This window comes from Nocardioides sp. GCM10030259 (genome assembly GCF_042666375.1).
In the GTDB taxonomy this organism is placed as follows: domain Bacteria; phylum Actinomycetota; class Actinomycetes; order Propionibacteriales; family Nocardioidaceae; genus Nocardioides.
The window spans coordinates 238,089-263,189 of sequence record NZ_JBHTDF010000005.1; the positions used below are offsets into that span (position 1 = coordinate 238,089).

The window sequence follows — 25,101 nt, forward strand, 5'->3', positions numbered from 1 at the left end:
CCTCGGGACCCCGTGTCCCGCTCAGCCGGCCTGTCACCCACTATGACGCCGCACCCGGCCGGATGGTTGCCACCGTCGCCGAACTTTCCGTCGTGTCGCGTCCACATAGGCACTACCCCGGCCGGCGGGGAGTCATGCCCGGCACGGCTACGCTCCGGGCATGGTGAACCTGACCCGGATCTACACCCGCACCGGCGACGCCGGGGAGACCCGGCTGGGCGACATGAGCACGACCACGAAGACCGACCTGCGGCTCGCGGCGTACGCCGACGTCGACGAGGCCAACGCGCACCTCGGCGTGGTGCTGGCGACGAGCGGACTCGACGACGCAGTGGTGCGGCTGCTGACCCGGGTCCAGAACGACCTGTTCGACGTCGGCGCCGACTTCTGCACGCCGGTGGTGGCCGACCCGGAGTACCCACCCCTGCGCATCGAGCAGGAGTACGTCGACCGCCTCGAGGGCTGGTGCGACGAGTACAACGAGGACCTGCCGAAGCTGCGCTCCTTCATCCTCAACGGCGGCACGCCCGCTGCCGCGCACCTGCACGTCGCGCGCACCGTCGTACGTCGCGCGGAGCGGTCGGCCTGGGCGGCGTACGAGGTCCACGGCGAGACGATGAACGTGCTCGCGATCAAGTACCTCAACCGGCTCTCGGACCTGCTGTTCATCCTCGCCCGCCACGCGAACCGCGCGGCTGGCGACGTGCTCTGGGTGCCGGGCGGCGAGCGGGAGTAGCAGGTCAGGTCGCGGCGTCCTCCGGCACCGGCGCGCGGCGCTCGCGGGCCGCGAAGACGGTGACGGCCGCCGGGACCATGAGCGCGGCGATGACCAGCAGCGTCTCGAGCGTGCCGACGTGGTCGGCGAGCAGGCCGAGCAGCGGCGGGCCGGCCAGGAACGCCGTGTAGCCGATCGTCGAGACCGTGCTGACCCGGCGCGCGGCGCGCAGCGGGTCGTCGGCGGCCGCGCTCATGCCGACCGGGAAGCCGAGGGAGGCCCCGAGGCCCCACGCGACGATGCCGAGGCCGACGAGGACGACGTTGCCGCCGAAGACGGTGAGCAGGATGCCGACGAACGCCGCCCCGGACGAGCCCCACAGCACCGGGGCGCGACCGTAGCGGTCGAGGAGCACCGGGCCGTAGAGCCGGCCCGCCATCATCGAGCAGACGAAGACCGTGAAGCCGGTGACGCCGACCCAGTGCCGGACGTCGTACCCGTCGATGAGCGCGAGCGAGAGCCAGTCGTTGGCGGCGCCCTCGGAGAGCGCGAACGCCATCACCATCACGCCGATCGCCAGCGTGCGCGGCTCCTTCCACGGCGACCACCCGGGCGGCGCGGCGGTGACCTCGTGCGCCTCCTTCGCCGGGAGGTACGTCGCGGCCGCGCGCCAGGTCGCGACCGCGGCCAGCAGCGCGAAGCCGGGCACGTGCAGCATCAGCGGCGCGTGCAGCGCGGCCATCGGGATGCCGATGCCGGCGCCGGCGAACGAGCCCAGGCTCCAGCCCGCGTGGAAGCGCGGCATGATCGTGCGCCCGAGGCGGTGCTCCACCTCGGCGGCCTCGACGTTCATCGAGACGTCCCAGGTCGCGATGCCGATGCCGTCGATGAAGAAGCCGATCGCGGTCAGCGCGATCATGTCGGTGACCACGCCGGCCATGGCGACCGTCAGGCCGGTTGCGACCAGGACCGCGCCGAACCGGGTCACGGCGGCGGCGCTGAAGCGGTCGATGAGCCGGCCGCTGAGCGGCAGCGCGATGACCGAGCCGACGGAGATCGCGAGCAGCAGCAGGCCCAGCGCGGCGTTGTCGAGGTCGAGCCCGCTGCGGATGTCGGGCAGCCGGGAGACCATCGTGGCGAAGCAGAAGCCGTTGAGGGCGAAGCTCAGCGCCACCGCGTTGCGCGTGTGCAGCAGGGACGTCACCGCCCTAGCGTTCCCGATCGGGGGGCGGTCCTCCAAATGCTCATCTTGACCGGTCCAGAACGTGGACGCCCCGGGGTCAGAACGAGCGGGTCCGGCGCTCCTGCTCGAACCACTCGGCGAACACCGGGATCCCCCACGCGGCAGCGGCCTCGAGCGCAGTGTCGGCGTGCCGGGCGGCCAGGTCGCGCTCGCCGACGGCGGCTGCCGCCAGCGCCAGGTAGGCGTCGACCGGGCCCATCGCGAGCGCCGACCCGGCGCAGGCGGAGTAGCCGGCGTACGGCGCGAGCCGCTCGTAGGCGTCGGCGGCGAGCTGCCGCTCATCCAGGTACAGCGCGATCTCCGCCGTGTGGCACCACGACACCAGGGAGATGTTGACCTCGTGGTCGAGCGAGATGGCGTGCTCGGCGACGCGCGCCCGGGCCCGGTCGTGCTCCCCGGCTCGCCACAGGTAGACGGCGATGCTGGCCTCGAAGGGGTACCCCGTCGGACCGAAGCTCTCCAGGACCGGCACCATCTCGATCGAGCGGCCCTGCCACAGACGCATCGCGAGCAGCGACCCGAGCACGGCGTGGTCGGCATTGCTGTGGGAGATGCGGGAGGCGACCTGCCGGACGTGGGCGACGAGCCGCTCGCACTCGTCGAAGCGCCCGGCCATCGCGTGCCACGGCACCAGGATGCCGCCGAGCACGGTCTCCCCGAAGGAGATCCGCAGTCGCTCCACCTCCACCCGGGCGACGTCGATCGCGGCCAGCATGTCCGCCGGCCGGCCGAGCTCGCCGAGCACCGCGGCCCGCAGGCAGGCGGAGACGACGAAGCTGCGCTCGCTCCCGGTGGCCCGGGCGAGCTCCAGCGACTCGGTGACGAGGTCGAGCCGCTCCGCGGCCGTCCGCGGCAGCCAGAGGGAGACGAACACCGTCTGGCAGGCGTCGAGCAGCAGCACGGGGTCGCCGAGCCGGCGGGCCATGGCGAGGCCCTCGTCGCAGAGCGCCCGCCGCTCCTCGTACGGCGTCGCGTCGTTGAGCTCGTTGGCGAGCGCGAGCATCGCGCGGCAGCGCAGCGCGCTGTCCTCCCCCGCCAGCCGGTCGAGGCTGGCGCGGAGCGCGCCGACGACGGCCTGGTTCACCCCGCCCCCGGGGGCCGAGCGCCACAGCACCCCCTGGGTCGTCGAGATCGCGGCCCGGGCGACGGCCTCGTGGTCGCCCAGCAGCCTGCCGACCTCGATCGCCTCCTCCACCGCGCCGACGAGCTTCGGCAGCTGGGCGGCCCAGCGGTACTCGTCGATCAGCGCCATCAGCAGGTCGTACCGGTCCCGCAGCCCCGCGTCGGCGTCGCCCTCGATCGACACCAGCGCGCTTCGCAGCAGCTCGGCGGCCTCGTCGTACGCGAAGAGGCGCCGGGCGAGCGCGGCGGCGTCGACCGCGGCGCGCCACGCCCGGTCGGCGTACGACGGTCCGGCCTCGCGCCAGTGCCGGGCGACCTCGGTCTCGCGCCCGGCCACGCCGTCCAGGACCTCCGCCACCCGCGCGTGGGCGCGGGCCCGGCGGCTGGCGCTCAGGCCGCCACGCAGGGTGTCGCGCACCAGCGCGTGCGCGAAGCGGTAGCGGTCGATCCCGTCCTCGCGCACGAGCCCGGCGGCCTGGGCGGGCTCGACGACGTCGATCAGGTCGTCCTCGTCGATCCCGGTGACCGTCGCCAGCAGCTCCACGTCGAACTCCCGGCCGATGACCGCCGCCGAGCGCAGGGCCGTCACCGTCGGGTCGGGCAGCCGGGCGAGGCGCTGGTTGAGCACGTCGGTGACCGCGCCGGGCACCTCGTCGGGCGCGCCGCCGCTGCCGCCCAGCCGCGCGAGCTCCACGAGGAAGAACGGGTTGCCGTCGGTGCGCTCCCGCAGCGCAGCAGCGTCGGAGCGGCGGAGCTCGCGCGAGGCGATGCTCGCGAAGACCGTGGCCGCCTCGTCGGGGGCGAGGCCCTCGAGCTCGAGGCGGACGGCGTGCATGCGAGCCAGCGACTCCGAGACCTCGGCGAGCAGCCCACTCTGCTCGGGGCGCCAGGTCGTGACGACGAGCAGGCGGGCCAGGTCCGTGGTCTCCACCAGCAGCCGGAGGACCCGCAGGGTCGACGCGTCGGCCCAGTGCAGGTCGTCGAGCACGACGACGACCGTCCGGTCCCGGGCGGCCGAGCGGATCGTCTCGACGATCCGCTCCCACGCGCGGAACTGCTCGCCGTCGCCCTCGCCGGCCGCGTCCTCGTCGAGCAGCGTCGTCCCGAGCCCCTCGAGCACCGACTTCCACGGCCACAGCGGTGGCGCGCCGTCGTCCTGCGAGCACCGGCCGACCAGGGTCAGCAGCCCGCGCCGGCGCGCCTCCATGACCAGCTCGGCAGCCAGCCGGGACTTGCCGATCCCGGGCTCACCGGTGAGCACGGCGTACGACGGAGCGCCCCGGTCGGCCCGCTCGACCATCGTCAGGAGCGACGCGAGGTCGTCGTCGCGACCGACCATCGGCCAGGGCGCGACCCGCTCGGCCGGCGCGGGCGCGGGGGCCGGCGCCGCCTCGGGCTCGGCGACCGGCGCCGGCGGCACGGCGGCGGCGAGAGGTGGCACCCACTCCAGGCCCGGGTCCTGGCGCAGCACCGCGGTCTGCAGCTCACGCAGCTCGGCGGACGGCTCGAGGCCGAGTTCCTCGTCGAGGATGGTGCGCACCCGGGCGAGCGCCTCGAGTGCGTCGGCCTGCCGGCCGCTGCGGGCCAGCGCGACCGACCAGAGCGCCCACAGCCGCTCCCGCAGCGGATGGGCGCCGGTGAGCGCCTCGAGCTCCGCGGCCACCGTCGCGTGCCGGCCGAGCGCGAGCTCGACGACGGCCCGGTCCTCCTGCGCGACCAGCCGCAGCTCGTCGAGCCGCGACCGCTCGGCCACGGCGGCGTCGACGTCGCCCAGCTCGGCGTACGGCGTGCCCCGCCACAGCCGCAGCGACTCGTCGAGCGTCTTCGAGAGCAGCTGCAGGTCCGACTCGCCCAACGGCGACGGCCCCCGCACCGGCAACGCCTGCACCCGGCGGTGCACGTCGTTGACCGCCTGCTCGAACCGGTGTGCGTCGACCTCGTCGTCCGGCACCCGCAGCGCGTAGCCCGGCGCGACGGTGACCAGCACGGTCGCCGGCGCCCGGCGCTGCCGCTCCGGCTCCAGTGCGCGGCGCAGCTGCGAGACGTAGCCCTGGAGCGTCGCGGTCACCCCGGGCGGCGCGTCGTCGCCCCAGAGCAGGTCGACGATGCCGTCGACCGAGACGGGCCACCCGCGCGAGAGCGCCAGCGCAGCGACGAGGGCGCGCTGCTTCGGCGTACCGAGGTCGACGGCCCGGCCCGCGCGGCTGACCTCGACCGTGCCGAGCACCGACACCTCCACGTGCGCAGCGTAGGGCGTGCCGCCCCACCCCGCTCCCAGTCGGCTCAAAGTCACCTCCAAGAGGGGGCGCGCATGGTCATCCCACCGATCGAGCCACCACCCAGGAGTCACCCACCATGACCATCGAGCTGAACGCCCAGCGCGCCACCACCGACGCTCCCGCCGCCGCGGCCCTCCGCGGGCTGCTCCCCGGCCGCCTCCACCTGCCCGGCGACGAGGCGTACGACGCCGCACGCGTCGCCTGGAACCTCGCCGTCGACCAGCGGCCGGCCGCCGTGGCCCTCCCGCGGACCGCCGCCGAGGTCGCCACCGTCGTGCGGTACGCCGCCGAGGCCGGCCTGCACGTGGCCCCCCAGAGCACCGGCCACAACGCCGGGCCGCTCGCGGCCCGCGGCCTGGACGACACGGTGCTGCTGCGCACCTCCGAGCTCAGCTCCGCGATCGCCGACCCGACGCGCGGCATCGTCCGCGTCGAGGGCGGCACCGTCTGGGAGCCGGCCGTCGACGCGGCCGCAGCCCACGGCAAGGCCGTGCTGCACGGCTCCTCCCCCGACGTCGGCATCGCCGGCTACAGCCTCGGCGGCGGCATCGGCTGGTACGCCCGCAAGCTCGGCCTCGCCACCAACAGCCTCACCGCCGTCGAGATCGTCATCGGCGACGGCACCCTGGTCCGCGCCGACGCCCACACGAACGCCGAGCTCTTCTGGGCCGTGCGGGGCGGCGGCGGCAACTTCGGCGTCGTCACCGCACTCGAGTTCAGGATGTTCGACATCCAGACGGCGTACGCCGGCTTCCTGATGTGGGACCTCCGCGACATCGAGCCCGTGCTCCGCGAGTGGGCCGCCTGGGCGCCGGAGGCTCCCGACGAGATCACCACGGCGTTCCGCGCCATGCGGCTGCCTCCCATCCCGGACCTGCCGGACTTCCTCCGCGGCCGCGAGATCGTCATCATCGACGGCGCCGTGCTCGGCTCCGACGCGCGCGGCGAGGAGCTCCTCGCCGGCCTGCGCGCGCTGAACCCGACCATGGACACCTTCGCCCGCGTCCCGGCCAAGTCGCTCGTGCGGCTGCACATGGACCCCGAGGGCGGCGTCCCAGCTGTCGCCGACTCCGCCATGCTGGGCTCGTTCCCCGACGCCGCGGTCGACGCGTTCATCGCCGAGGCCGGGCCCGACGCCCGGACCAGCCTGCTGATGGCCGAGCTCCGCCAGCTCGGCGGCGCCCTCGGCCGCCCGCACGAGGGCGGCGGCGCCCTGAAGCAGCTCGACGCGCAGTTCCTGACGTTCGCCGGCGGCATGGCGATGACCCCCGAGATGGGCGCCCAGACCCACGCGGACGCCGTCCGGTTCAACCAGGCGCTCGAGCCCTTCCAGAACGGCCGTCAGTACGGCAACTTCGCCGAGGGCCCGGTCGACTCGCGGTCGATCTACGGCGACGACGCCTGGACCCAGCTCACCGGCATCCGCAGCGCCGTCGACCCGCACGGCGTCTTCGTCGCCAACCACGCCATCCCGCGCCTCTACGAGGACGGAGCGCCCACCGCCTGAGCTCGCTCAGGCGGTGAGGAGGCGCGAAGGTTGAGGAGCGTCGGCACGGACCGCGCGTCAGCGCGGGCCGTGCGACGCGTCTCGAAACCCGGTGAAGCGACCAGCGGCGTGCGAGCGTAGCGAGCACGGCGCGGGGGTCGCGAAGGTTGAGCAAGCGCGCGGCCGAGCCTGCGAGGCCGCGACCGCGCGTCGAAACCCGGTGAGACGAGCCGAGGCGGTGGTCTCCCCATCACCGCCCTGGAGACAGCCACCGGGCCTCGACACGCGGGTCGCGACTTCGCAAGCTCAGTCGCGCCGCTTGCTCGACCACCAACATCCGAGCCGCTGGCGCGTCTCGGATCAGCGCGGGGGGCGGGTCCAGTCGGTGCCGGGCGGGCCGGACTCGAGCCAGGACTGGAAGCCCATCAGGGAGGCCGGGGACATCGCGAGCTCGACGACGCCCTCGGGCGTCCGGCAGGCGATCACGATGTGCTCGGGGTAGAGCGACATCTGCTCGGCGCCCTCGGACTCACGCCGCCCGGTGAAGGTCACCTCCGAGCGGAGCAGCACCCGCTTGGGGCCGGGCCACAGCGAGAAGTAGCGGAACCACTCCAGCTCCTCGCCGGAGTAGCGGCCGAGCCCGAGAAGCCAACCGCGCCCGACATGTTCATGTCGGACGCGGTAGCTGAGCTCGAAGGTGCCGCCGTGACGAGAGAGCCAACGGCGGCGGACGACGAGTCCGAGGCCGTAGAGGAGGACGAGGAGCAGGAGCAGCCCGGCTGCGTCGAGCAGCCACTGCCACACCGGCATCCACGCGCTCCTACCAGTCCGTTGCCAAGGGTGCACACCCTAGCGGCACCCCGGCAACGGCCCGGCGGCGGGTCAGCCCGGGAACAGGCCCGGGAACAGACCCAGGATCAGGAGGCCTTCTCGGCCGCCCGGATGCGCACCTCGGCGCGGCGGACGCGCTGCTCGGCGTCGGCGGAGTCCTCGCCCTGCGCGGCCTCGAGGTCGGCGCGCGCGGCGGCGACGTCGATCTCGTGGGACAGCGCGGCGTACTGGGCCAGGACCGAGACCCGGTTGTTGGCCACCGACAGGAAGCCGCCGTCGACGGCGGCGTACATCCGCTCGCCGTCGACCGGGTCGATCGACACGACGCCGTCGACGAGCAGCGAGAGCACCGGCATGTGGTTGCGCAGCACGCCGATGTCGCCGTCCGCCGTCTTGGCGATGACCATGGTGGCCTGACCGGACCACACGGTCCGGTCGGCCGCCACGAGCTCCACCTGGAGCTGGTCGTTCTCAGCCATCAGAGGTTCTTCTGGATCTCGGCCCACTTCTGCTCGACGTCGTCCAGACCGCCGCACATGAAGAACGCCTGCTCGGCCACGTGGTCGTACTCGCCGTCAGCGATCTTGTTGAACGCCTCGATGGTCTCCGAGACCGGGACCGTCGAGCCCTCGATGCCGGTGAACTGCTTGGCAACGTAGGTGTTCTGGGACAGGAAGCGCTGGATGCGGCGGGCCCGGGACACGATGATCTTGTCCTCTTCGGACAGCTCGTCGACACCGAGGATCGCGATGATGTCCTGGAGCTCCTTGTTGCGCTGCAGGATCTGCTTGACGCGGATCGCGCAGTCGTAGTGGGCCTGACCGATGTACTGCGGGTCGAGGATCCGCGAGGTCGAGGTCAGCGGGTCCACGGCCGGGTAGATACCCAGCGACGCGATCTCACGCGAGAGCTCGGTCGTCGCGTCGAGGTGCGCGAACGTGGTGGCCGGCGCCGGGTCGGTGTAGTCGTCGGCGGGCACGTAGATCGCCTGCATCGAGGTGATCGAGTGACCGCGCGTCGAGGTGATCCGCTCCTGGAGCGTGCCCATCTCGTCGGCGAGGTTCGGCTGGTAGCCCACCGCGGACGGCATGCGGCCGAGCAGGGTGGACACCTCGGAACCCGCCTGGGTGAACCGGAAGATGTTGTCGATGAAGAGCAGCACGTCCTGGTTCTGCACGTCGCGGAAGTACTCCGCCATCGTCAGCGCGGACAGGGCGACGCGCAGGCGGGTGCCCGGCGGCTCGTCCATCTGGCCGAAGACGAGAGCGGTCTGGCCGATGACGCCGGCCTCCTCCATCTCGACGATCAGGTCGTTGCCCTCACGGGTGCGCTCGCCGACACCGGCGAACACCGACACACCACCGTGGTCCTTCGCGACGCGCGCGATCATCTCCTGGATGAGCACGGTCTTGCCGACGCCGGCACCACCGAACAGGCCGATCTTGCCGCCCTGCACGTACGGCGTGAGCAGGTCGATGACCTTGATGCCGGTCTCGAACATCTGGGTCTTGGACTCCAGCTGGTCGAACGCCGGCGCCTTGCGGTGGATGCCCCACCGCTCCTGGACCTCGAGGGTCTCGCCCTCCTCCAGGTTCAGCACGTCGCCGGTGGCGTTGAACACCTTGCCCAGCGTCGCGTTGCCGACCGGCACCGTGATCGGGCCGCCGGTGTCGGACACCTGGGCGCCGCGGACGAGGCCGTCGGTCGGCTTCAGCGAGATGGCGCGGACCATGCCGTCGCCGATGTGCTGGGCGACCTCGAGGGGCAGCACGGTGGTCTCACCACCGAGCGTGACCTCGCTCTCGAGCTTGTTGTAGATGTCGGGCATCGCGTCGACGGGGAACTCCACGTCGACCACCGGGCCGATCACCCGGGCGATGCGACCGACACCGGCGGTGCCCGTCTCCTGGGTCTCGTCGATCGTTGCAGTCATGTCTTTCACTCACTCCCGGCTTGGGCGTCGGCGAGCGCGTTGACGCCTCCGACGATCTCGCTGATTTCCTGGGTAATGCCGGCCTGGCGGGCCTGGTTGGCAATACGGGTGAACTTCTTGATGAGCTCGTCCGCGTTGTCGGTCGCCGACTTCATCGCCTTCTGCCGGGCCGCGAGCTCGGAGGCCGCGGCCTGGAGCAGCGCGAAGAAGATGCGGCTCTGGACGTACTGCGGCAGCAGCCCGTCGAGCACCGCCTCCGGCGACGGCTCGAACTCGTAGAGCGGCAGCACCTCCGCACGGTCCGGCTTCTCCTCGCCCTCGACGACCTCGAGCGGCAGCAGCCGCACGTCGGTCGGCTCCTGGACGAGCATCGAGCGGAACCGGGTGAAGACGACGTGCACCTCGTCGACGGAGCTCGGCTCGCCCTCCTCGGCGAGGAACGCGTCGATGAGGGTGCGGCCGATCTCGTGGGCGGCGTCGAACGACGGCTGGTCGGAGAAGCCCGTCCACGACGCGGCGATGGGGCGACCACGGAACTTGTAGTACGCCTCGCCCTTGCGACCGCAGATGTAGGTGTCGATCTCCTTGCCCTCGCCGCGCAGTCGCTCGGCGAGCCGCTCGGCCTCCTTGAGCACGCTCGAGGAGTAGGCACCGGCCAGGCCACGGTCACTGGTCACGATGAGCACGGCGGCCCGCTTGGGCTCCTCCGGCTCACGCGTCAGCGGGTGGTCGACGTTGGAGTACGTCGCCACCGCCGACACGGCACGGGTCAGCTCACGCGCGTACGGCGCGGCCGACTGGGCCCGCTGCTGCGCCTTGATGATGCGGGACGCAGCAATGAGCTCCATGGCGCGCGTGATCTTCTTCATCGACTCCGTCGACTTGATCCGCGCGCGGTACTCACGCAGCGATACGGCCATGCGTCAGCCCCGCTTCTGCCGGACGATCTGCTCCTGCTCGACCTCGTCGTCCTCGAGGGCCTCGGCCTGCGGCTCGTGGCCGACCTTGATCGACCCACCCTCGGAGGTCTCGAACTGGTCGAGGAAGGAGTCGTAGGCCTGCGAGAGCGAGTGCTCGGTCTCGTCCTCGAACTTCAGCGACTCCCGGATGGCCGAGAGGACGCCGTCGTGCGAGCGACGCAGGAAGTCGAGGAACTCGCGCTCGAAGCGGAGCACGTCCTCGGTCGGGACGGCGTCGAGGCGGCCGGAGGTGCCCAGCCACAGCGACACGGTCATCTCCTCGATCGGGTACGGCGAGTACGCCGGCTGCTTGAGCAGCGCCATCAGCCGCTGGCCGCGGGCCAGCTGCTGCTTCGAGGCGGCGTCGAGGTCGGACGCGAACATCGCGAACGCCTCCATGGCGCGGTACTGCGCCAGGTCGACCTTGAGCGAGCCGGTGACGGCCTTCATCGCCTTCGTCATGGCCGAGCCACCCACGCGGGACACCGACACACCGACGTCGATCGCCGGGCGCTGGTTGGACGCGAAGAGGTCGGACTGGAGGAAGATCTGGCCGTCGGTGATCGAGATGACGTTGGTCGGGATGTACGCCGACACGTCGTTCGCCTTGGTCTCGATGATCGGCAGGCCGGTCATCGAGCCCGCGCCCATGTCGTCGGACAGCTTCGCGCAGCGCTCGAGCAGCCGGCTGTGCAGGTAGAAGACGTCACCCGGGTAGGCCTCGCGGCCCGGCGGGCGGCGCAGCAGCAGCGACACGGCGCGGTAGGCCTCGGCCTGCTTGGTCAGGTCGTCGAAGACGATCAGGACGTGCTTGCCGTCGTACATCCAGTGCTGGCCGAGGGCCGAGCCGGTGTACGGCGCGAGGTACTTGAAGCCCGCGCTGTCCGACGCAGGGGCGGCGACGATCGTGGTGTACTCCAGCGCGCCGGCCTCCTCGAGGGCACCACGCACGGAGGCGATGGTCGAGCCCTTCTGGCCGATGGCGACGTAGATGCAGCGCACCTGCTTGGTCGGGTCGCCGGAGTCCCAGTTCTGCTTCTGGTTGATGATCGTGTCGATCGCGATCGTGGTCTTGCCGGTCGAGCGGTCGCCGATGATCAGCTGGCGCTGGCCACGACCGATAGGCGTCATGGAGTCGATCGCCTTGATGCCCGTGGCCAGCGGCTCGTGCACCGACTTGCGCTGCATCACGCCGGGCGCCTGGAGCTCGAGCGCGCGACGGGTGTCGGACGCGATCTCGCCGAGGCCGTCGATCGGGGTGCCGAGCGGGTCGACGACGCGGCCCATGAAGCCGTCGCCGACGGGGACCGAGAGGATCTCGCCGGTACGGCGGACCGTCTGGCCCTCCTCGATCTTGTCGAAGTCACCGAGGACGACGACGCCGATCTCGCGGGTGTCGAGGTTCAGCGCGATGCCGAGCGTGCCGTCCTCGAACTCGAGCAGCTCGTTGGCCATCGCGGAGGGCAGGCCGGTGACGCGGGCGATGCCGTCGCCGGCCTGGGCGACCGTGCCGACCTCTTCCTTGCTCGCCGCCTCGGGCTGGTAGTCGGCGACGTACTTCTGCAGCGCGTCGCGGATCTCCTCCGGACGGATCGAAAGCTCCGTCATCTTCGTCCCTACTCTCTTGGTTCTCTACTGAAGTTCGTGGTGGATGGGCCGGCCGAGACCGTCAGCCGACCAGCTTGCGCCGGGCGTCGTCGAGGCGGCTGGAGACGGTGCCGTCGATGACGTCGTCCCCGATCTCGACCCGGAGGCCGCCGAGGACGCCGGGGTCGACGACCTCGTTGAGGTGCACCTTCTTGCCGTACTGCTTCGCCAGCGCGTCGGCGAGGCGGTCGCGCTCGGCCTCGCCCAGCGGGCTCACGGTGCGGACCGTCGCGACGGCCTCGCCGTGGGCGTCGACCGCGACGTGGCGGTACGCCGCGAGGGCCGCGGTGATCGTCCGGTAGGTCCCGCCGAGCGCCTGCTTGGCGAGCTCCACCGTCGCGTCGAGCGCCTTGCCGGACAGCAGCGTGTCGAGCAGCGTCGCCTTGTCGGCTGCCGAGCGCGCCGGGTTGGCCAGCGCGTCCCGCAGGTCGGGGTTGGCCGTCACGGTCTGCCCGAGCGAGAAGAGCTCGTCGGCGAGCCGACCCGACTCGCCGCCCACCGAGATCACCCAGGCGAGCTCGCTGAGCTTCTCCATCGCGTCCGGCAGGTCGCGCGTCGCGGTCCAGCGACGACCCGACGCACTGGTGACCAGTGCGAGCGTCACGCCGTCGACCTTGCCGTCGAAGACCTGCTTGGCGAGGCCCTGCTTGGCCTCGGCCGGCAGCGACGCGTCGGTCGCGAACCGCCGCAGGGCCGGCTCGGCCCGGAGCAGCGAGGCGACGTCGTACAGCTCACCGGCGACGCTCGCTGCGTGCTGGCCGGCGCGGACCGCGCCGTCCAGCTCGGCGGTGAGCTCCCGCAGGGACTCGGCCGATGCTCCACGCAGATCCATCAGTTGGCGCCTTCCAGCTCCGTGAGGAAGCGGTCGACGACCCGGCTCTGACGGGCCTGGTCGTCGAGGGACTCCCCGACGATGCGGCCGGCCAGCGTCGTCGCGAGCGTGCCGACCTCGGACCGCAGGGACGCGGCCGCGGCCTTGCGGTCCGCCTCGATCTGCGCGTGCGCGTGCTCGACGATGCGGGACGCCTCGGACTGTGCCTGCTCCCGCATCTCCGCGATGATCGCGGCGCCCTGCTCACGGGCCTCCTCGCGGATCCGAGCCGCCTCGTGGCGGGCATCGGCGATCTGCGCCTTGAACTCCTCCTCGGCCGCGGTGGCCTCGGACTTGGCCTCGTCGAGCTCGGCGAACTGCGCACGGATCGCGTCCTGACGGGCGGTCATCGCGCGGTTGATCGGCGGGACGACGAACTTCGCCAGCAGGAACAGCAGCAGCGCGAAAGCAGCCAGCTCGACGAAGAACGTGCCGTTCGGGACGAGGAAGTTGCTCTCCATGGGAGTGATCGCAACGCTTGCCATCGATTGTGTTCCTTTGCTTGCTTCTGACGGGAGGGGCAGCAGGCCCCAGGTCAGCCGAGGACGAAGACGAAGAGCGCCATGAAGGCGAGGTTGATGAAGAACATCGCCTCGACCAGACCGACCGTCAGGAAGAAGATGGTCTGCAGGCGGCCCTGGGCCTCCGGCTGGCGCGCGACACCCTCGATGTAGGACGAACCGGCCAGACCGTCACCGATACCGGCGCCGATCGCGCCACCCGCGAGGGCGATGCCACCACCGACGAAGGCGCCGGCGAGAGTCACGGCGTCATCAGTTACTGCCATTGTGATCTTTTCTCCTTGGTTTCGCGCCTGGGAGTGGCGCATCGGTTACCTCTGTGAACGACCGACCGCGAGGGTCAGTGCGCTGGAACGGGGGTGGCCTCGGCCTCCTGGGCCTCGGCCTTCTTGCGCCGCTCCTCCTCCTCGTACTCCTCGTGGAGCTCGTGCTCCTCGTGGCCGGCTCCGGCCATCGCGAAGTAGAGGACGGTCAGCAGCGCGAAGATGAACGCCTGGATGACTCCGATGATCATGTCGAAGGCCTTCCAGAGGATGTTGGGGGCCCACATCGCGTAGAGCGGGATGAGGCCGATCAGCGCCAGCATGATGCCGCCGGCGAAGATGTTGCCGAAGAGTCGCAGCGCGAGCGTGATCGGCTTGATGAGCTCCTCGAGGATGTTCAGCGGGGCCAGCACCGGGAACGGCTCGATGAAGTGCCGGAAGTAGCCCTTCACGCCCTTCTGCCGGATGCCGTAGGCCCAGACGCTGATCATCGTCACCGCGGCGAGCGCGTAGGTGAGGTTGGTGTCGGCCGTGGGCGCCGGCAGCAGGTGCGTCTCCTCGTTGAGCTTGGTCGGCACCAGCTCGAGCCAGTTGGCGAAGAGGATGAAGAAGAACAGCGAGATCGCCAGCGGTGCGACGTACGGGTGCACCTTGCCGAGGTTGTCGTTGACCTGCTTGTTGACCTCGCCGACGACGGCCTCCCAGAGGATCTGGGTCTTGGTCGGGACGTGGTCCTCGGTCTTCTTGTTCATCTGGCGGACCACGATGAAGCCCAGGATCAGCACGAGGGCGCCGGCGACGATCGTGGAGATGATCGTGTCGATGTTGAACGTCATCCCGAGCCACTCCACCGTGCGGTGGTGGCCGATCTGGATCGTCGACTCCTCTTCCTCGTGCCCCTCGGCGGCCAGGGGCAGGAGGCCGGTCAGGGAGATCAGGCCGGTCATGGGTTCTTGAGCTCCTTCAGCAGCGGAAGAGTGGTCATCACCAGGGCGATGAGCCGGAAGATGGCCAGGCCGAGCAGCAGCCCGATGCCGTCGGGCCAGAGGATCACGGCGGCGCCGATGGCGACCACCGTGAGGATCGTCAGGCGGACGATCGTCGCGACGATCATCTGGCCGCGCGTGGGCTGGGCCCCCGACGTGATGGTCTTGAGCAGCCAGTACTCGGTGGCGAGGTGGTTGACCAGGCCGAGCAGGACACCGCCGGCGATGCAGCCGGCGAGCGTCCAGGTGTCGACCTGGGCGACGATCCAGAAGCTCGCCACGATCAGGGTGAGTGCGACCAGGCCGACCTTGCGCTGGTCGCGGACGACGCGCCAGATCGAGGCCTTGGCGGGCGGCGTGGATTCCTGGGCGGACATCGGAGTGCTCATCTCGGTCGCGGTCACCGCGGCTCACCCCCGAAGGGCGGCACGGACCTTTGCGACGAATCCGGCGCAGCCGGCGAGGATGCCGAGACCGATGCCGACGAGGACGCCGACCGGCGCGGAGCCGGCGGCATTGTCGACGACGAGGCCGATGACGAGACCAGCGATGACGCAGCCGGCGAGGAGACCGCCGAGCCCGATGAGGTCGCGGCCACGCAGCCCGGCTCCGGAGCCGGCATCGCCGGCATCGGAACGCTCATCGACCATCCACCCAAGTCCCATTCGTCGGCACTGTCATCGGCAGGATTGAAGACGCCGAGAAGTCGGCCACGGGCTCGATCCCGCGTGGCACCCGGCGACTGCGCGAAAGTACCACAGCCAGACAGGTCGACCTCCGGGGTGGTACCCGGGGTACGGATGGTCGCGGTCGTCATGGTCGGCGGCCGTTCTCTCGTGGCTGGTGCGGGCAGTGCTGGGGCTGCTTGTGAAAACTAGCACAAGCGTTCGGCGCGGCTGAAACCGGCCCCCCACGGGGGTCGTCGGACAGTCTCTCAGGCGCTCTCGACCAGGGTCGGACCGGGGGTGTTCCCCGCGTCGGGCCGGTGCAGGCGCGGCAGCAGGAAGGTGGCGCCGATCGTCACCGCGGCCATCGCGCCGACCACCACCCACATCCACGGGTCGTCGCTGTACAGGCTCATCAGCACGGTGCCGAAGGCGACCAGCGCGGCCCAGAGGTACATGATCAGCACCGCACGACGGTGGGAGTGCCCGATCTCGAGCAGCCGGTGGTGGAGGTGCTGCTTGTCGGGGGCGAACGGCGACCGGCCGGCACGGGTACGGCGTACGACGGCGAGCACCAGGTCGATGATCGGGACGATCAGCAGCGACACGGGCAGCAGCAGCGGCAGCAGCGTCGGCAAGAAGCTCGCCTGCGAGCCGGCGGCGCCCTCGGTGATCTGGCCCGGCGTGAACTGACCGGTGAGCGTGACCGTGCTCGCGGACAGCACCAGCCCGATCAGCATCGAGCCGCTGTCGCCCATGAAGAGGCGCGCATGGTGGAAGTTGTGCGGCAGGAAGCCCGCGCAGGCGCCGGCCAGCGAGGCGCTGAGCAGCGCGCCGGTGGTGGCGAGCGTGACCTCGTTGAAGCTGGAGAGCTGGTAGCAGTACACGAAGAACGCCAGTGCGCCGATCCCGACGACCCCGGCGGCGAGCCCGTCGAGGCCGTCGACGAAGTTCACGGCGTTGACGGTGGCGACCACGATGAAGCCGGTGAGCAGCGCGCCCTGGGCGGAGTCGATCGTGTACTGCACGTCGTCGGGCCCCGGGAAGAAGAAGAACTGGATGCCGAAGGCGATCAGGAACCCGGCGGCCAGCACCTGGCCGCCCAGCTTCGTGAGCGCGTCGATCTCGAACAGGTCGTCGAGCACCCCGACGGCGCAGATCAGCGCCCCCGCGATCAGCACGATGCCGGCGTCGCGGAAGACGAAGGGCTGGCTCGTCGAGAGGAACGGGAGCTGGCGGGCGACGATGTACGCCGCGACCAGGCCGCCCAGCATCGCGAGCCCGCCCAGGTACGGGATCGGCACCGCGTGGACGTCGCGGTCGCGGACCTTCGCGACCGCACCGGTGCGCAGCGCGATCTCGCGCGCGATGACCGTGAGCAGGTACGTCGCCGCCGCGGCGACGAGGAAGACGAGGAGGTACTCCCGCATGCGCCCCCGCTAGCCCTCGTCGACGAGGGTCGCGCCGAGGGGCTCGAGGACCTCGTTGAGCCGGTCGAGGGAGAGCGCGCCGCGACGCAGGATGCGGCCCTGGTCGCCGGTGCAGTCGACGATCGTCGACGCCTCGCCACCGGGGCTCTCCCCGGCGTCGACGACCACCGAGACCTCGTCGCCCAGCATCTCGGTCGCCTGCTCGGCGTCCGTGGCGGCGGGCATCCCGGTCTTGTTGGCGGAGCTGACGGCGAGCGGGCCGGTGCGCTCGAGCAGCGCGATCGCGACCGGGTGGTCGGGCATCCGCACGGCCACCGTGCCGCGGGTGTCGCCGAGGTCCCACTGCAGCGAGCTCTGCTGGTGGCACACCACCGTGAGCGGACCGGGCCAGAACGCCTCGACGAGGGCCCGCGCGTAGCCCGGCACCCGGACGGCGAGCGCGTCGAGCGTGGTCGCTGCGCTCACCAGCACCGGCGGCGGCATCTCACGACCGCGGCCCTTCGCCGCCAGCAGGTCGCGGACGGCGACGGGGTCGAACGCGTCGGCGCCGACGCCGTACACGGTGTCGGTCGGCAGCACGACCAGCTCGCCCTGCTGCACAGCCAGGGCGGCCGCCGCGACGGCCGCGTCCCGCTCCTCCTCGGTCCCGGTCGGGTAGCGCTCGCTCACGAGAGTCATCGTGCCAGTCGGGCCGTCGTGAAGCGCGCGCGACCTGCCAGGTCGAGATGGTCGCGTACGTCGGCCCATCGCCCGGTCGCGGCCAGCACGGCCGGCGCGGACTCCCCCTGCACGTCGGCGTGCTCGAAGCCGAGCGCGCCGCCCGGGCGCAGCAGCTGCGCCGCCCGGCGCTCGAGCACCCGGATGGCGTCGAGCCCGTCGTCGCCCGAGAACAGCGCGAGGTGCGGGTCGTGGTCCCGGGCCTCCCGGGCGACGGACTCCCATGCCTCGAGCGGGATGTACGGCGGGTTGCAGGTCACCACGTCGACCGTGCCCAGCAGGTCGTCGAACGCCGTCGCGAAGTCGCCCTGGCGCAGGTCGACGCCGGTGCCGACGAGGTTGCGCTCGGCCCAGGCGTACGCCGGCTCGTCGAGCTCGACCGCGTGGACGGTGGCCGCCGGGACCTCGTCGGCGATCGCCTTGGCGATCGCGCCCGACCCCGTGCACAGGTCGACCACGACCGGCGCGTCCAGCAGCGTCGCCTGGTCGATCGCCCACCCCGCCAGCAGCTCGGTCTCGGGCCGCGGCACGAACACGCCGGGACCGACGAAGAGCTCCACGTGCCGGAAGTGGGCGACGCCGGTGAGGTGCTGGAGGGGCTCCCGGGCGGCGCGGCGCGCGACCAGCGCGTCGTACTCCCCCAGCACGTCGAGCGGCACCTCGTCGACGAGCGGCAGCCGGCTCCGGGTGGTGCCGAGCACGTGCGCGAGCAGCTCGGCGGCGTCGTGCTCGGGGCTGGCGACCCCGGCCTCGCCCAGCCGCGTCGCGGCCCCGGTGAGCACCTCGCGGGGTCGGGTCATGACTCGAGCGAGGCGAGCCGCTGCGCAAGGTCGGCCTCGACGCAGGAGTCGAGCACCGGCTGGAGGTCGCCGTCGAGCACCTGATCGAGGTTGTAGGCCTTGTAGCCGGTGCGGTGGTCGGAGATCCGGTTCTCCGGGAAGTTGTAGGTGCGGATCCGCTCGGAGCGGTCGACCGTGCGCACCTGGCTGCGCCGTGCCTCGCCGGCCTCGGCATCGGCGGCGTCCTGCGCCGCCTGGAGCAGGCGGGAGCGGAGGATGCGCAGCGCCTGCTCCTTGTTCTGGAGCTGGCTCTTCTCGTTCTGGCAGCTGACCACGATCCCGGTGGGGAGGTGGGTGATCCGGACCGCCGAGTCGGTGGTGTTCACGCTCTGGCCGCCCGGGCCGCTGGAGCGGAAGACGTCGATGCGCAGGTCGTTCTCGTCGACCTGGACGTCGACCTGCTCGGCCTCCGGCAGCACGAGCACGCCGGCGGCGCTGGTGTGCACCCGGCCCTGCGACTCGGTGACCGGCACCCGCTGGACCCGGTGGACGCCGCCCTCGAACTTCAGCAGGGCGTACGGCGCCGCGCCCGGCTCGGGGCTGCCCTTAGCCTTCACGGCGACCGTCACGGATTTGTAGCCGCCGAGGTCGGACTCGGCCGCGTCGAGGACCTCGACCCTCCAGCCACGCGCCTCGGCGTACCGGCTGTACATGCGGAGCAGGTCGCCGGCGAACAGCGCCGACTCCTCGCCGCCCTCGCCGGACTTCACCTCCAGGATCGCGTCCTTGTCGTCGGCGGGGTCGCGGGGCACGAGCAGGCGGCGGAGCCTTTCCTCGGCGTCGGTGCGGCGGCCGGCCAGCGTCTCGGCCTCCTCGGCGAACGCCGGGTCCTCCGAGGCGAGCTCCTGCGCGGCACCGATGTCGTCACCGAGCTGCTGCCACTCGCGCCAGGCGCCGATGATCGACGACAGCGCGGCGTACCGCTGGTTGAGCTGCTTGGCCAGGCGGGCGTCGGCGTGCGTCTCCGGCGCCGCGAGCCGGCCCTCCAGCTCGGTGTGCTCGGCGAGCATGCCCTCCACGGCCTCGAACATCGTCACCCTCCTCGAACGCTCCGGACAAATGACGAGCGCCGGTCCCCGCACGTGGCGGGAACCGGCGCTCGATGGCAGCTACTTCTTGGCGTCAGCAGCCTTCTTGGCGTAGCGGGCCTCGAAGCGGGCCACGCGGCCGCCGGTGTCGAGGATCTTCTGCTTGCCGGTGTAGAACGGGTGGCACTGCGAGCAGACGTCGGCGTGGATGACGCCGGAGGTCGCGGTGCTGCGGGTCGTGAACTGGGCGCCGCAGGTGCAGGTCACCTGGGTCTCCACGTACTCCGGGTGGATGTCCTTCTTCATGGTGTGTCCTCTCGATGGCCGCCGGGTCGCCCACTCCCTTGCGAGTGCAGCGTGAACCGGAGCCGACAGACGATTGTGGCACGCACTGGAACGCTTGGGTAATCCGTGGCATTCCCGCCTACGGAGCCGGTGCGACGACCCGCTCCGGCGGCTCCACGAGGTCCAGCTGGGAGGCGCCCGACTGGACCGGGAGCCGGACGGTCACGGTGGTGCCGACCCCCTCCTCGGACTCGAAGAGGGCGGCGCCGCCGTGCCGGTCGATGATCGTCTGCATGATGCGGACGCCGAGCCCGGTGCCGGCGATCTCGTTCGTCACGGCGTTGGAGGCGCGGAAGAAGCGGGTGCCGAGCCGGTCGAGCTCCTCGGCCGGGATGCCGAGGCCGCGGTCGGTGACGACGACCTCGACCTGACCGCGCCGGGTCGAGATCGCGACGTCGACGACGCCCTCGTCCCTGCTGAACTTCACGGCGTTGGCCAGGACGTTGAGGAACGCGCGGTGCAGCATCGCCCGGTCGGCCAGCACCGAGACCGGGAGCTCCGGGGTCCGCAGCCCGATCCGGATGCCGCGTCGGGCGGCGGTGATCTTCACGTCCATCACCGCGTCACGGACCAGCGCGGGCACGTCGACCGGCTCCATCTGCTGGGTGCTCCCCTCGGCCCGCTGCAGCATGAGCAGGTCGTCGATGAGCAGCTTGAGCCGGGCGACGTTGCGCCGGGTGGCGTCGAGGATGCGCTCGTGCCGCGGCTCCATCCGGCCGTCGAACTCCTCGGCCACGACCTCGAGGTAGCCGCTGATCGTGGTGAGCGGGGTCCGCAGCTCGTGGGAGACGTTCGCGACGAAGTCGTCCTTCGCGGTGTCGAGCGTGCGCAGCTCCCGCTGGATCCACACCTCGACGGCCCGGGCCCGGTTCTGGGCGTCGGCCAGGTCGTTGAGCGCGTGCGCGACCGCCTGGACCTCCTTCGGCCCCGCGGGCTCCGCCCGCACCTGGTGGTCGCCGCGGGCCATCCGCTGCACGACCTTCTCGAGGCCGAGCAGTGGCGTGGAGAGCTCGCCGAGGAGGCGACGCCGCTGCCGGCTCATCACGACGGCGGTGACGATGCCGGCGAGCAGGACGGCGAGGACCGTGCCGCGTAGCCGCAGCGAGACCGCGTCGCGGGCCGACCGGACCCGGCTGTCGAAGGCGGTGGCGGTGTCCTGGTGCGCGGCCCGGAACACCTCGAGCGCCGCGAGGCCGTCGCGCACCTGGCGCTCCGTGGCGCCGGCGCCGCCGTCGGCGGCCAGCCGCGGCTCGGCGTACCCCTCGATCCAGGCGTGCGCGGCCTCCTCCTGGCGTGCCACGGCTGCCCGGAGCGACCGGTCGTCCGCGGCGAACGAGCGGACCTCCTGCTCGTGGGCGCCCAGCCGCAGCGCGGCCTGGCGATAGTCGTCCGCGGAGGCCGGCACTCCGACGCTCGCCCACGACTCGGCGGTCGCGGACATCTCGACGAGGTCCTGGTGGATCGCGCGGTTGGCGACCGCCGCGGGCTCGAGGTCGTTCGACAGGTCCTGGACCGCGAGCGCGGAGACGACCACGCCGACCACGGCCACCAGCGTCGCCACGGCACCCAGCAGCCCGATCCGCGTCAGCACCGACGAGACCACGCGCGCGACCGGACGACCTGCCATCCAGAACACCCCCCGTGTCCTCGCCCGGGTACGACGCAGCGCACCCTCCCGGCAGCGGACGCTACCTGCGCGCAGCCGCCCGGGAACGCCGGATCGGCGACCCTTGCAGGTACCTAGCGACTCAGGCGACTCAGCTGGAGCGGCTGAGCAGCGCCTGCACGCGCGAGGCCAGCTCGCGCGGGCTGAAGGGCTTGGTGATGTAGTCGTCGGCGCCGGAGTCGAAGCCGGTCTCGACGTCCGACTCCTGGGCCCGGGCCGTCAGCAGGATCACCGGCAGGTCGGCCAGGGTCGGGTCGGCGCGGATCGCGCGGATCGCGTCCAGCCCGGACACCCCGGGCATCATCACGTCGAGGACCGCGAGGTCGGGCCGCTGCGCCTGGCACGCGTCGATCGCCGCCGCACCGTCGGCCACGGCCACCACGTCGTGCCCGAGGGTCGAGAGCTTGAACTCGACGAGCTCGCGGATGTCGACGTCGTCGTCCGCGACCAGGATCCGAGCCACGCCGGTCCCCTTCCATGTCTGTTGTGCGGTGTCACCCTAGCCCGAGCGGACGCCGCGCGGACCACTCCCGGCGAACCCGGGGCGAGGTGCAGGTCACTCCTCCCGACCGGAGACGGTCGGGGTCGTCTTCTGGACCTGCATGAGGAACTCGATGTTCGTCTGCGACTTCTTCAGCCGCTCCAGCAGGAGCTCGAGCGCCTGCTGGCCGTCGAGGGAACTGAGCACGCGGCGCAGCTTCCACACGATCGCGAGCTCCTCCTTGCTCATCAGGAGCTCCTCGCGGCGGGTCCCGGACTGGACGGCGTCGATCGCCGGGAAGAGCCGCTTGTCGGCGAAGTCGCGGCGCAGCCGGATCTCCATGTTGCCGGTGCCCTTGAACTCCTCGAAGATCACCTCGTCCATCTTCGACCCGCTCTCGATGAGCGCCGTCGCGAGGATGGTGAGCGAGCCGCCGTTCTCGATGTTGCGGGCCGCTCCGAAGAACTTCTTCGGCGGGTAGAGCGCCGCCGAGTCGACACCGCCGGACAGGATCCGGCCGCTCGCCGGCGCGGCGAGGTTGTAGGCCCGGCCGAGCCGGGTGATGCCGTCGAGCAGCACGACCACGTCGTGGCCGAGCTCCACGAGCCGCTTGGCCCGCTCGATCGCCAGCTCCGCGACCGTGGTGTGGTCGCTCGGCGGCCGGTCGAACGTCGACGAGATGACCTCGCCCTTGACGGACCGCTCGAAGTCGGTGACCTCCTCGGGCCGCTCGTCGACCAGCACGACCATCAGGTGGCACTCGGGGTTGTTGGCCGTGATCGACTGCGCGATCGACTGCATGATCATCGTCTTGCCGGCCTTCGCCGGGGAGACGATGAGTCCGCGCTGGCCCTTGCCGATCGGGGCCGCGATGTCGATGACCCGGCCGATCAGGTTGTCGGGACCGGTCTCCAGGCGGAGCCGCTCGGACGGGTAGAGCGGGGTGAGCTTCGAGAACTCCACCCGGTTCTTCGCGGCCTCGGGGTCGGCGCCGTTGACGGCGTCGATGCGGACCATCGGGTTGAACTTCTCCTTGCGCTCCCCCTCCCGGGGCTGGCGCACCTGGCCGACGATGGCGTCACCGCGGCGGAGGCCGAACTTCCGCACGATCGACAGCGAGACGTAGACGTCGTCGGCGCCCGCGAGGTAGCCGCTGGTGCGCACGAACGCGTAGTTGTCGAGCACGTCGAGGATGCCGGCGGCCGGCACGAGCACGTCGTCCTCGAGGATCGTGGTGTCCGGCTCGTTGCGGCCGCCGCTCGTCGGCCGGTTGCGGTCGCGGCCGCGCCGGCGCCGGTTGCGGCGGCTGCCGCCGTCCTCGCCGTCGTCACCGTCGTGGTCATCCTGCTGGCGGTCCTGCTGCTGCTGGCGGTTCTGCTGCTGGTGCCGCTCCTGCTGCTGCTGCCGGTCCTGCTGCTGCCGGTCCTGCTGCTGCCGGTCCTGCTGCTGCCGGTCCTGACGACCCTGCTGCTTGTTGTCCTGCTTGTTGTCCTGCTTGTTGTCCTGGGGCTGGCCGTCCGACCTGTCGTCGGGACGGTCCTGCTGGCGGTCCTGGCTCCGGTCCCGACGCCGCTGCTCCTGCCGGGGCCGGTCTTGGGCCTTCTCGCGCGGCTGGTCGGCGGGGCCGTCCTGGGCCTTGTCCTTCGGGGCGTCCTGCGCCTTGTCCTTGGGAGCGTCCTTGGGAGCGTCCTTGGGAGCGTCCTTGGGAGCGTCCTTCGGCGCGGCGTCCTGCGCCTTGTCCTGGCGCGACCCACCCTGGTGGGCCTTGATCGCCTCGACCAGCTGCGCCTTCTTCATCGAGCCGGCACCGGCGATCCCCAGACCGCCCGCCATCGACTTCAGGTCGGCGAGCAGCATCGAGTTGAGCCCGCCGCCGCGCTTCTTCGCCGGCTTCTGGTCCGCTGCGCCGCCCTGGTCGGCGTCCGCGGCTCCGATCGTCTCCGTCACGTGAGGTCCTTCCCACGTATCAGCGCCGGCTGGCGTCGGGCCGGCGGCTTCTGGTCATTGGGTTCCTCGCCCGTCGTCGCTCTCGTCAGAGGCGGGGGCAGGAGACGGCACTCCCATGAACACGGGACAGGGCCGCCGATCGAGGAAGAGGGTGCACGATGCCGGTGACTGGACCGGCGGTGCCACGCCGAGTGATCCGGCGCGCCCTCAACATACCACCGCTCAATCGAGTCGGGCGCCGGTCGTCTCGATGTCGAGCGAGTGGCTCTCCCACCCGTCCGGACACCGCGAGCGCAGCCCGTCGACGCCACCGGCATCGGTGAAAGCCAACACGGTCGGACCCGCCCCCGACACCAGCGCGGGTACGCCGTCCTTGCGCAGCCGGTCGACCAGGTCGAGCGAGTCCGGCATGGCCGGGCGGCGGTACTGCTGGTGCAGGTAGTCCCGGGTCGCGCGCAGCAGCTGCTCGGGCTGCCCGGCCAGGGCGGCGACCAGCAGTGCGGTGCGCCCGGCGTCGGCCGCCGCGTCGGCGTGCGGCACCTCGGCCGGCAGCAGCCCGCGGGCCACCTCGGTGGACACGGGCGTGGGCGGCACGAACACCACGACCTGCACCCGGGGGTCGACGGGCGCCGAGACCGTGAAGAACTCGCCGTCCTCGTCGCGGCCGGAGATGGTGAAGCCACCGAAGAGCGCCGGTGCGACGTTGTCGGGGTGGCCCTCGATGCGCGCGGCCAGCCGGAAGAGGGCCTGGTCGTCGGCCAGCAGCGAGCCGCCCGCGACCAGGCCGCGGGCGAGCGTCACCCCGGCCACGATCGCCGCCGACGACGAGCCGAGCCCGCGGGAGTGCGGCACCACGTTGGTGCAGGTCAGCCGGAGGCCGGGTGGCCGCGCCTCCATGAGGTCGAACGCCGCCCGCATCGACCGGACGACGAGGTGCGACTCGTCGCGCGGCACGTCGTCGGCGCCCGCGCCGGTCACCTCGACCTCGAGGCCGCCGTCCGTCACCTCCGCGGTGAGCTCGTCGCGCAACGACAGCGCGAGACCGAGCGAGTCGAAGCCGGGCCCGAGGTTGGCCGAGGTCGCGGGGACGGTGACCCGCACCGGGCCGTCGACGAAGGTGGGCACGG

The 25,101-nt window shown here is 71.8% G+C and carries 24 protein-coding genes; 2 read left to right on the top strand and 22 right to left on the bottom strand.

Annotated features, from left to right (window positions below):
- Positions 1 to 160 precede the first annotated feature (160 nt).
- The gene (locus tag ACFQQI_RS05640; protein WP_378559175.1) at positions 161 to 736 is read left to right on the top strand and encodes a cob(I)yrinic acid a,c-diamide adenosyltransferase; all 576 of its coding nucleotides are present in this window, start codon (positions 161 to 163) and stop codon (positions 734 to 736) included.
- A gap of 4 nt (positions 737 to 740) precedes the next feature.
- On the opposite strand, the gene ACFQQI_RS05645 is transcribed toward ACFQQI_RS05640, so the two are convergent.
- Positions 741 to 1,919 (bottom strand): MFS transporter, encoded by a 1,179-nt coding sequence (locus ACFQQI_RS05645; RefSeq protein WP_378559178.1) that lies wholly within the window; start codon positions 1,917 to 1,919, stop codon positions 741 to 743.
- 76 nt (positions 1,920 to 1,995) lie between these two features.
- Positions 1,996 to 5,319 carry a BTAD domain-containing putative transcriptional regulator gene (locus ACFQQI_RS05650; RefSeq protein WP_378559181.1) on the bottom strand — a complete coding sequence of 1,108 codons (3,324 nt, stop codon included), beginning with the start codon at positions 5,317 to 5,319 and terminating at the stop codon, positions 1,996 to 1,998.
- Between the two features lie 116 nt (positions 5,320 to 5,435).
- Here ACFQQI_RS05650 and ACFQQI_RS05655 point away from each other — a divergent pair, with 116 nt between their 5' ends.
- Positions 5,436 to 6,866: an FAD-binding oxidoreductase gene (locus tag ACFQQI_RS05655; RefSeq protein ID WP_378559184.1), complete on the top strand. Its 1,431-nt coding sequence runs from the start codon at positions 5,436 to 5,438 to the stop codon at positions 6,864 to 6,866.
- 339 nt (positions 6,867 to 7,205) lie between these two features.
- Here the strand turns inward: ACFQQI_RS05655 and ACFQQI_RS05660 are convergent, their stop codons facing one another.
- The 20 genes from ACFQQI_RS05660 to thrB form a co-directional block, all read right to left on the bottom strand.
- Complete coding sequence (locus tag ACFQQI_RS05660; RefSeq protein WP_378559187.1) at positions 7,206 to 7,655, bottom strand: DUF2550 domain-containing protein; 450 nt, start codon at positions 7,653 to 7,655, stop codon at positions 7,206 to 7,208.
- Between the two features lie 107 nt (positions 7,656 to 7,762).
- Positions 7,763 to 8,155, bottom strand: a complete 393-nt coding sequence (locus ACFQQI_RS05665) for a F0F1 ATP synthase subunit epsilon (RefSeq protein ID WP_378559190.1) — start codon at positions 8,153 to 8,155, stop codon at positions 7,763 to 7,765.
- Positions 8,155 to 9,609 carry a F0F1 ATP synthase subunit beta gene (atpD, locus tag ACFQQI_RS05670; RefSeq protein WP_378559193.1) on the bottom strand — a complete coding sequence of 485 codons (1,455 nt, stop codon included), beginning with the start codon at positions 9,607 to 9,609 and terminating at the stop codon, positions 8,155 to 8,157. The genes ACFQQI_RS05665 and atpD overlap by 1 nt, the downstream gene beginning before the upstream one ends.
- A gap of 5 nt (positions 9,610 to 9,614) precedes the next feature.
- The gene (locus ACFQQI_RS05675; protein WP_378559196.1) at positions 9,615 to 10,529 is read right to left on the bottom strand and encodes a F0F1 ATP synthase subunit gamma; all 915 of its coding nucleotides are present in this window, start codon (positions 10,527 to 10,529) and stop codon (positions 9,615 to 9,617) included.
- Between the two features lie 3 nt (positions 10,530 to 10,532).
- On the bottom strand, positions 10,533 to 12,176 hold the full coding sequence (atpA, locus tag ACFQQI_RS05680) for a F0F1 ATP synthase subunit alpha (RefSeq protein WP_378559199.1): 1,644 nt from the start codon (positions 12,174 to 12,176) through the stop codon (positions 10,533 to 10,535).
- Between the two features lie 61 nt (positions 12,177 to 12,237).
- Positions 12,238 to 13,047, bottom strand: a complete 810-nt coding sequence (locus tag ACFQQI_RS05685; protein ID WP_378559202.1) for a F0F1 ATP synthase subunit delta — start codon at positions 13,045 to 13,047, stop codon at positions 12,238 to 12,240.
- Entirely contained in the window at positions 13,047 to 13,571 is a 525-nt protein-coding gene (locus tag ACFQQI_RS05690) for a F0F1 ATP synthase subunit B (RefSeq protein ID WP_378559205.1), read from the bottom strand. Before ACFQQI_RS05690 ends, ACFQQI_RS05685 begins: the two co-directional genes overlap by 1 nt.
- Positions 13,572 to 13,621: 50 nt before the next feature.
- Positions 13,622 to 13,915: a F0F1 ATP synthase subunit C gene (locus ACFQQI_RS05695; RefSeq protein WP_378559208.1), complete on the bottom strand. Its 294-nt coding sequence runs from the start codon at positions 13,913 to 13,915 to the stop codon at positions 13,622 to 13,624.
- A gap of 32 nt (positions 13,916 to 13,947) precedes the next feature.
- Positions 13,948 to 14,817, bottom strand: coding sequence for a F0F1 ATP synthase subunit A (atpB, locus tag ACFQQI_RS05700; RefSeq protein WP_378559211.1), 870 nt, complete (start codon positions 14,815 to 14,817; stop codon positions 13,948 to 13,950).
- Positions 14,814 to 15,233: a hypothetical protein gene (locus tag ACFQQI_RS05705; RefSeq protein ID WP_378559215.1), complete on the bottom strand. Its 420-nt coding sequence runs from the start codon at positions 15,231 to 15,233 to the stop codon at positions 14,814 to 14,816. The genes atpB and ACFQQI_RS05705 overlap by 4 nt, the downstream gene beginning before the upstream one ends.
- Positions 15,234 to 15,266: 33 nt before the next feature.
- Complete coding sequence (locus tag ACFQQI_RS05710) at positions 15,267 to 15,506, bottom strand: hypothetical protein (protein WP_378559218.1); 240 nt, start codon at positions 15,504 to 15,506, stop codon at positions 15,267 to 15,269.
- 284 nt (positions 15,507 to 15,790) lie between these two features.
- On the bottom strand, positions 15,791 to 16,951 hold the full coding sequence (locus ACFQQI_RS05715; RefSeq protein ID WP_378559221.1) for a glycosyltransferase family 4 protein: 1,161 nt from the start codon (positions 16,949 to 16,951) through the stop codon (positions 15,791 to 15,793).
- Positions 16,952 to 16,960: 9 nt separating this feature from the next.
- Complete coding sequence (locus ACFQQI_RS05720) at positions 16,961 to 17,629, bottom strand: L-threonylcarbamoyladenylate synthase (RefSeq protein WP_378559224.1); 669 nt, start codon at positions 17,627 to 17,629, stop codon at positions 16,961 to 16,963.
- Positions 17,626 to 18,468, bottom strand: coding sequence for a peptide chain release factor N(5)-glutamine methyltransferase (prmC, locus tag ACFQQI_RS05725; RefSeq protein ID WP_378559228.1), 843 nt, complete (start codon positions 18,466 to 18,468; stop codon positions 17,626 to 17,628). The genes ACFQQI_RS05720 and prmC overlap by 4 nt, the downstream gene beginning before the upstream one ends.
- Complete coding sequence (gene prfA / locus ACFQQI_RS05730; RefSeq protein WP_378559230.1) at positions 18,465 to 19,538, bottom strand: peptide chain release factor 1; 1,074 nt, start codon at positions 19,536 to 19,538, stop codon at positions 18,465 to 18,467. Before prfA ends, prmC begins: the two co-directional genes overlap by 4 nt.
- A 78-nt stretch (positions 19,539 to 19,616) precedes the next feature.
- Positions 19,617 to 19,841, bottom strand: coding sequence for a 50S ribosomal protein L31 (rpmE, locus tag ACFQQI_RS05735; RefSeq protein WP_183590745.1), 225 nt, complete (start codon positions 19,839 to 19,841; stop codon positions 19,617 to 19,619).
- Between the two features lie 118 nt (positions 19,842 to 19,959).
- Positions 19,960 to 21,507, bottom strand: a complete 1,548-nt coding sequence (locus tag ACFQQI_RS05740; RefSeq protein WP_378559234.1) for a sensor histidine kinase — start codon at positions 21,505 to 21,507, stop codon at positions 19,960 to 19,962.
- Positions 21,508 to 21,637: 130 nt separating this feature from the next.
- Positions 21,638 to 22,009 (bottom strand): response regulator transcription factor, encoded by a 372-nt coding sequence (locus ACFQQI_RS05745; protein ID WP_378559237.1) that lies wholly within the window; start codon positions 22,007 to 22,009, stop codon positions 21,638 to 21,640.
- Positions 22,010 to 22,102: 93 nt separating this feature from the next.
- Positions 22,103 to 23,974 (bottom strand): transcription termination factor Rho, encoded by a 1,872-nt coding sequence (gene rho, locus ACFQQI_RS05750; protein ID WP_378559240.1) that lies wholly within the window; start codon positions 23,972 to 23,974, stop codon positions 22,103 to 22,105.
- A 222-nt stretch (positions 23,975 to 24,196) separates the two neighbouring features.
- Positions 24,197 to 25,099 (bottom strand): homoserine kinase, encoded by a 903-nt coding sequence (thrB, locus tag ACFQQI_RS05755; protein ID WP_378559243.1) that lies wholly within the window; start codon positions 25,097 to 25,099, stop codon positions 24,197 to 24,199.
- Between the last annotated feature and the right edge of the window lie 2 nt (positions 25,100 to 25,101).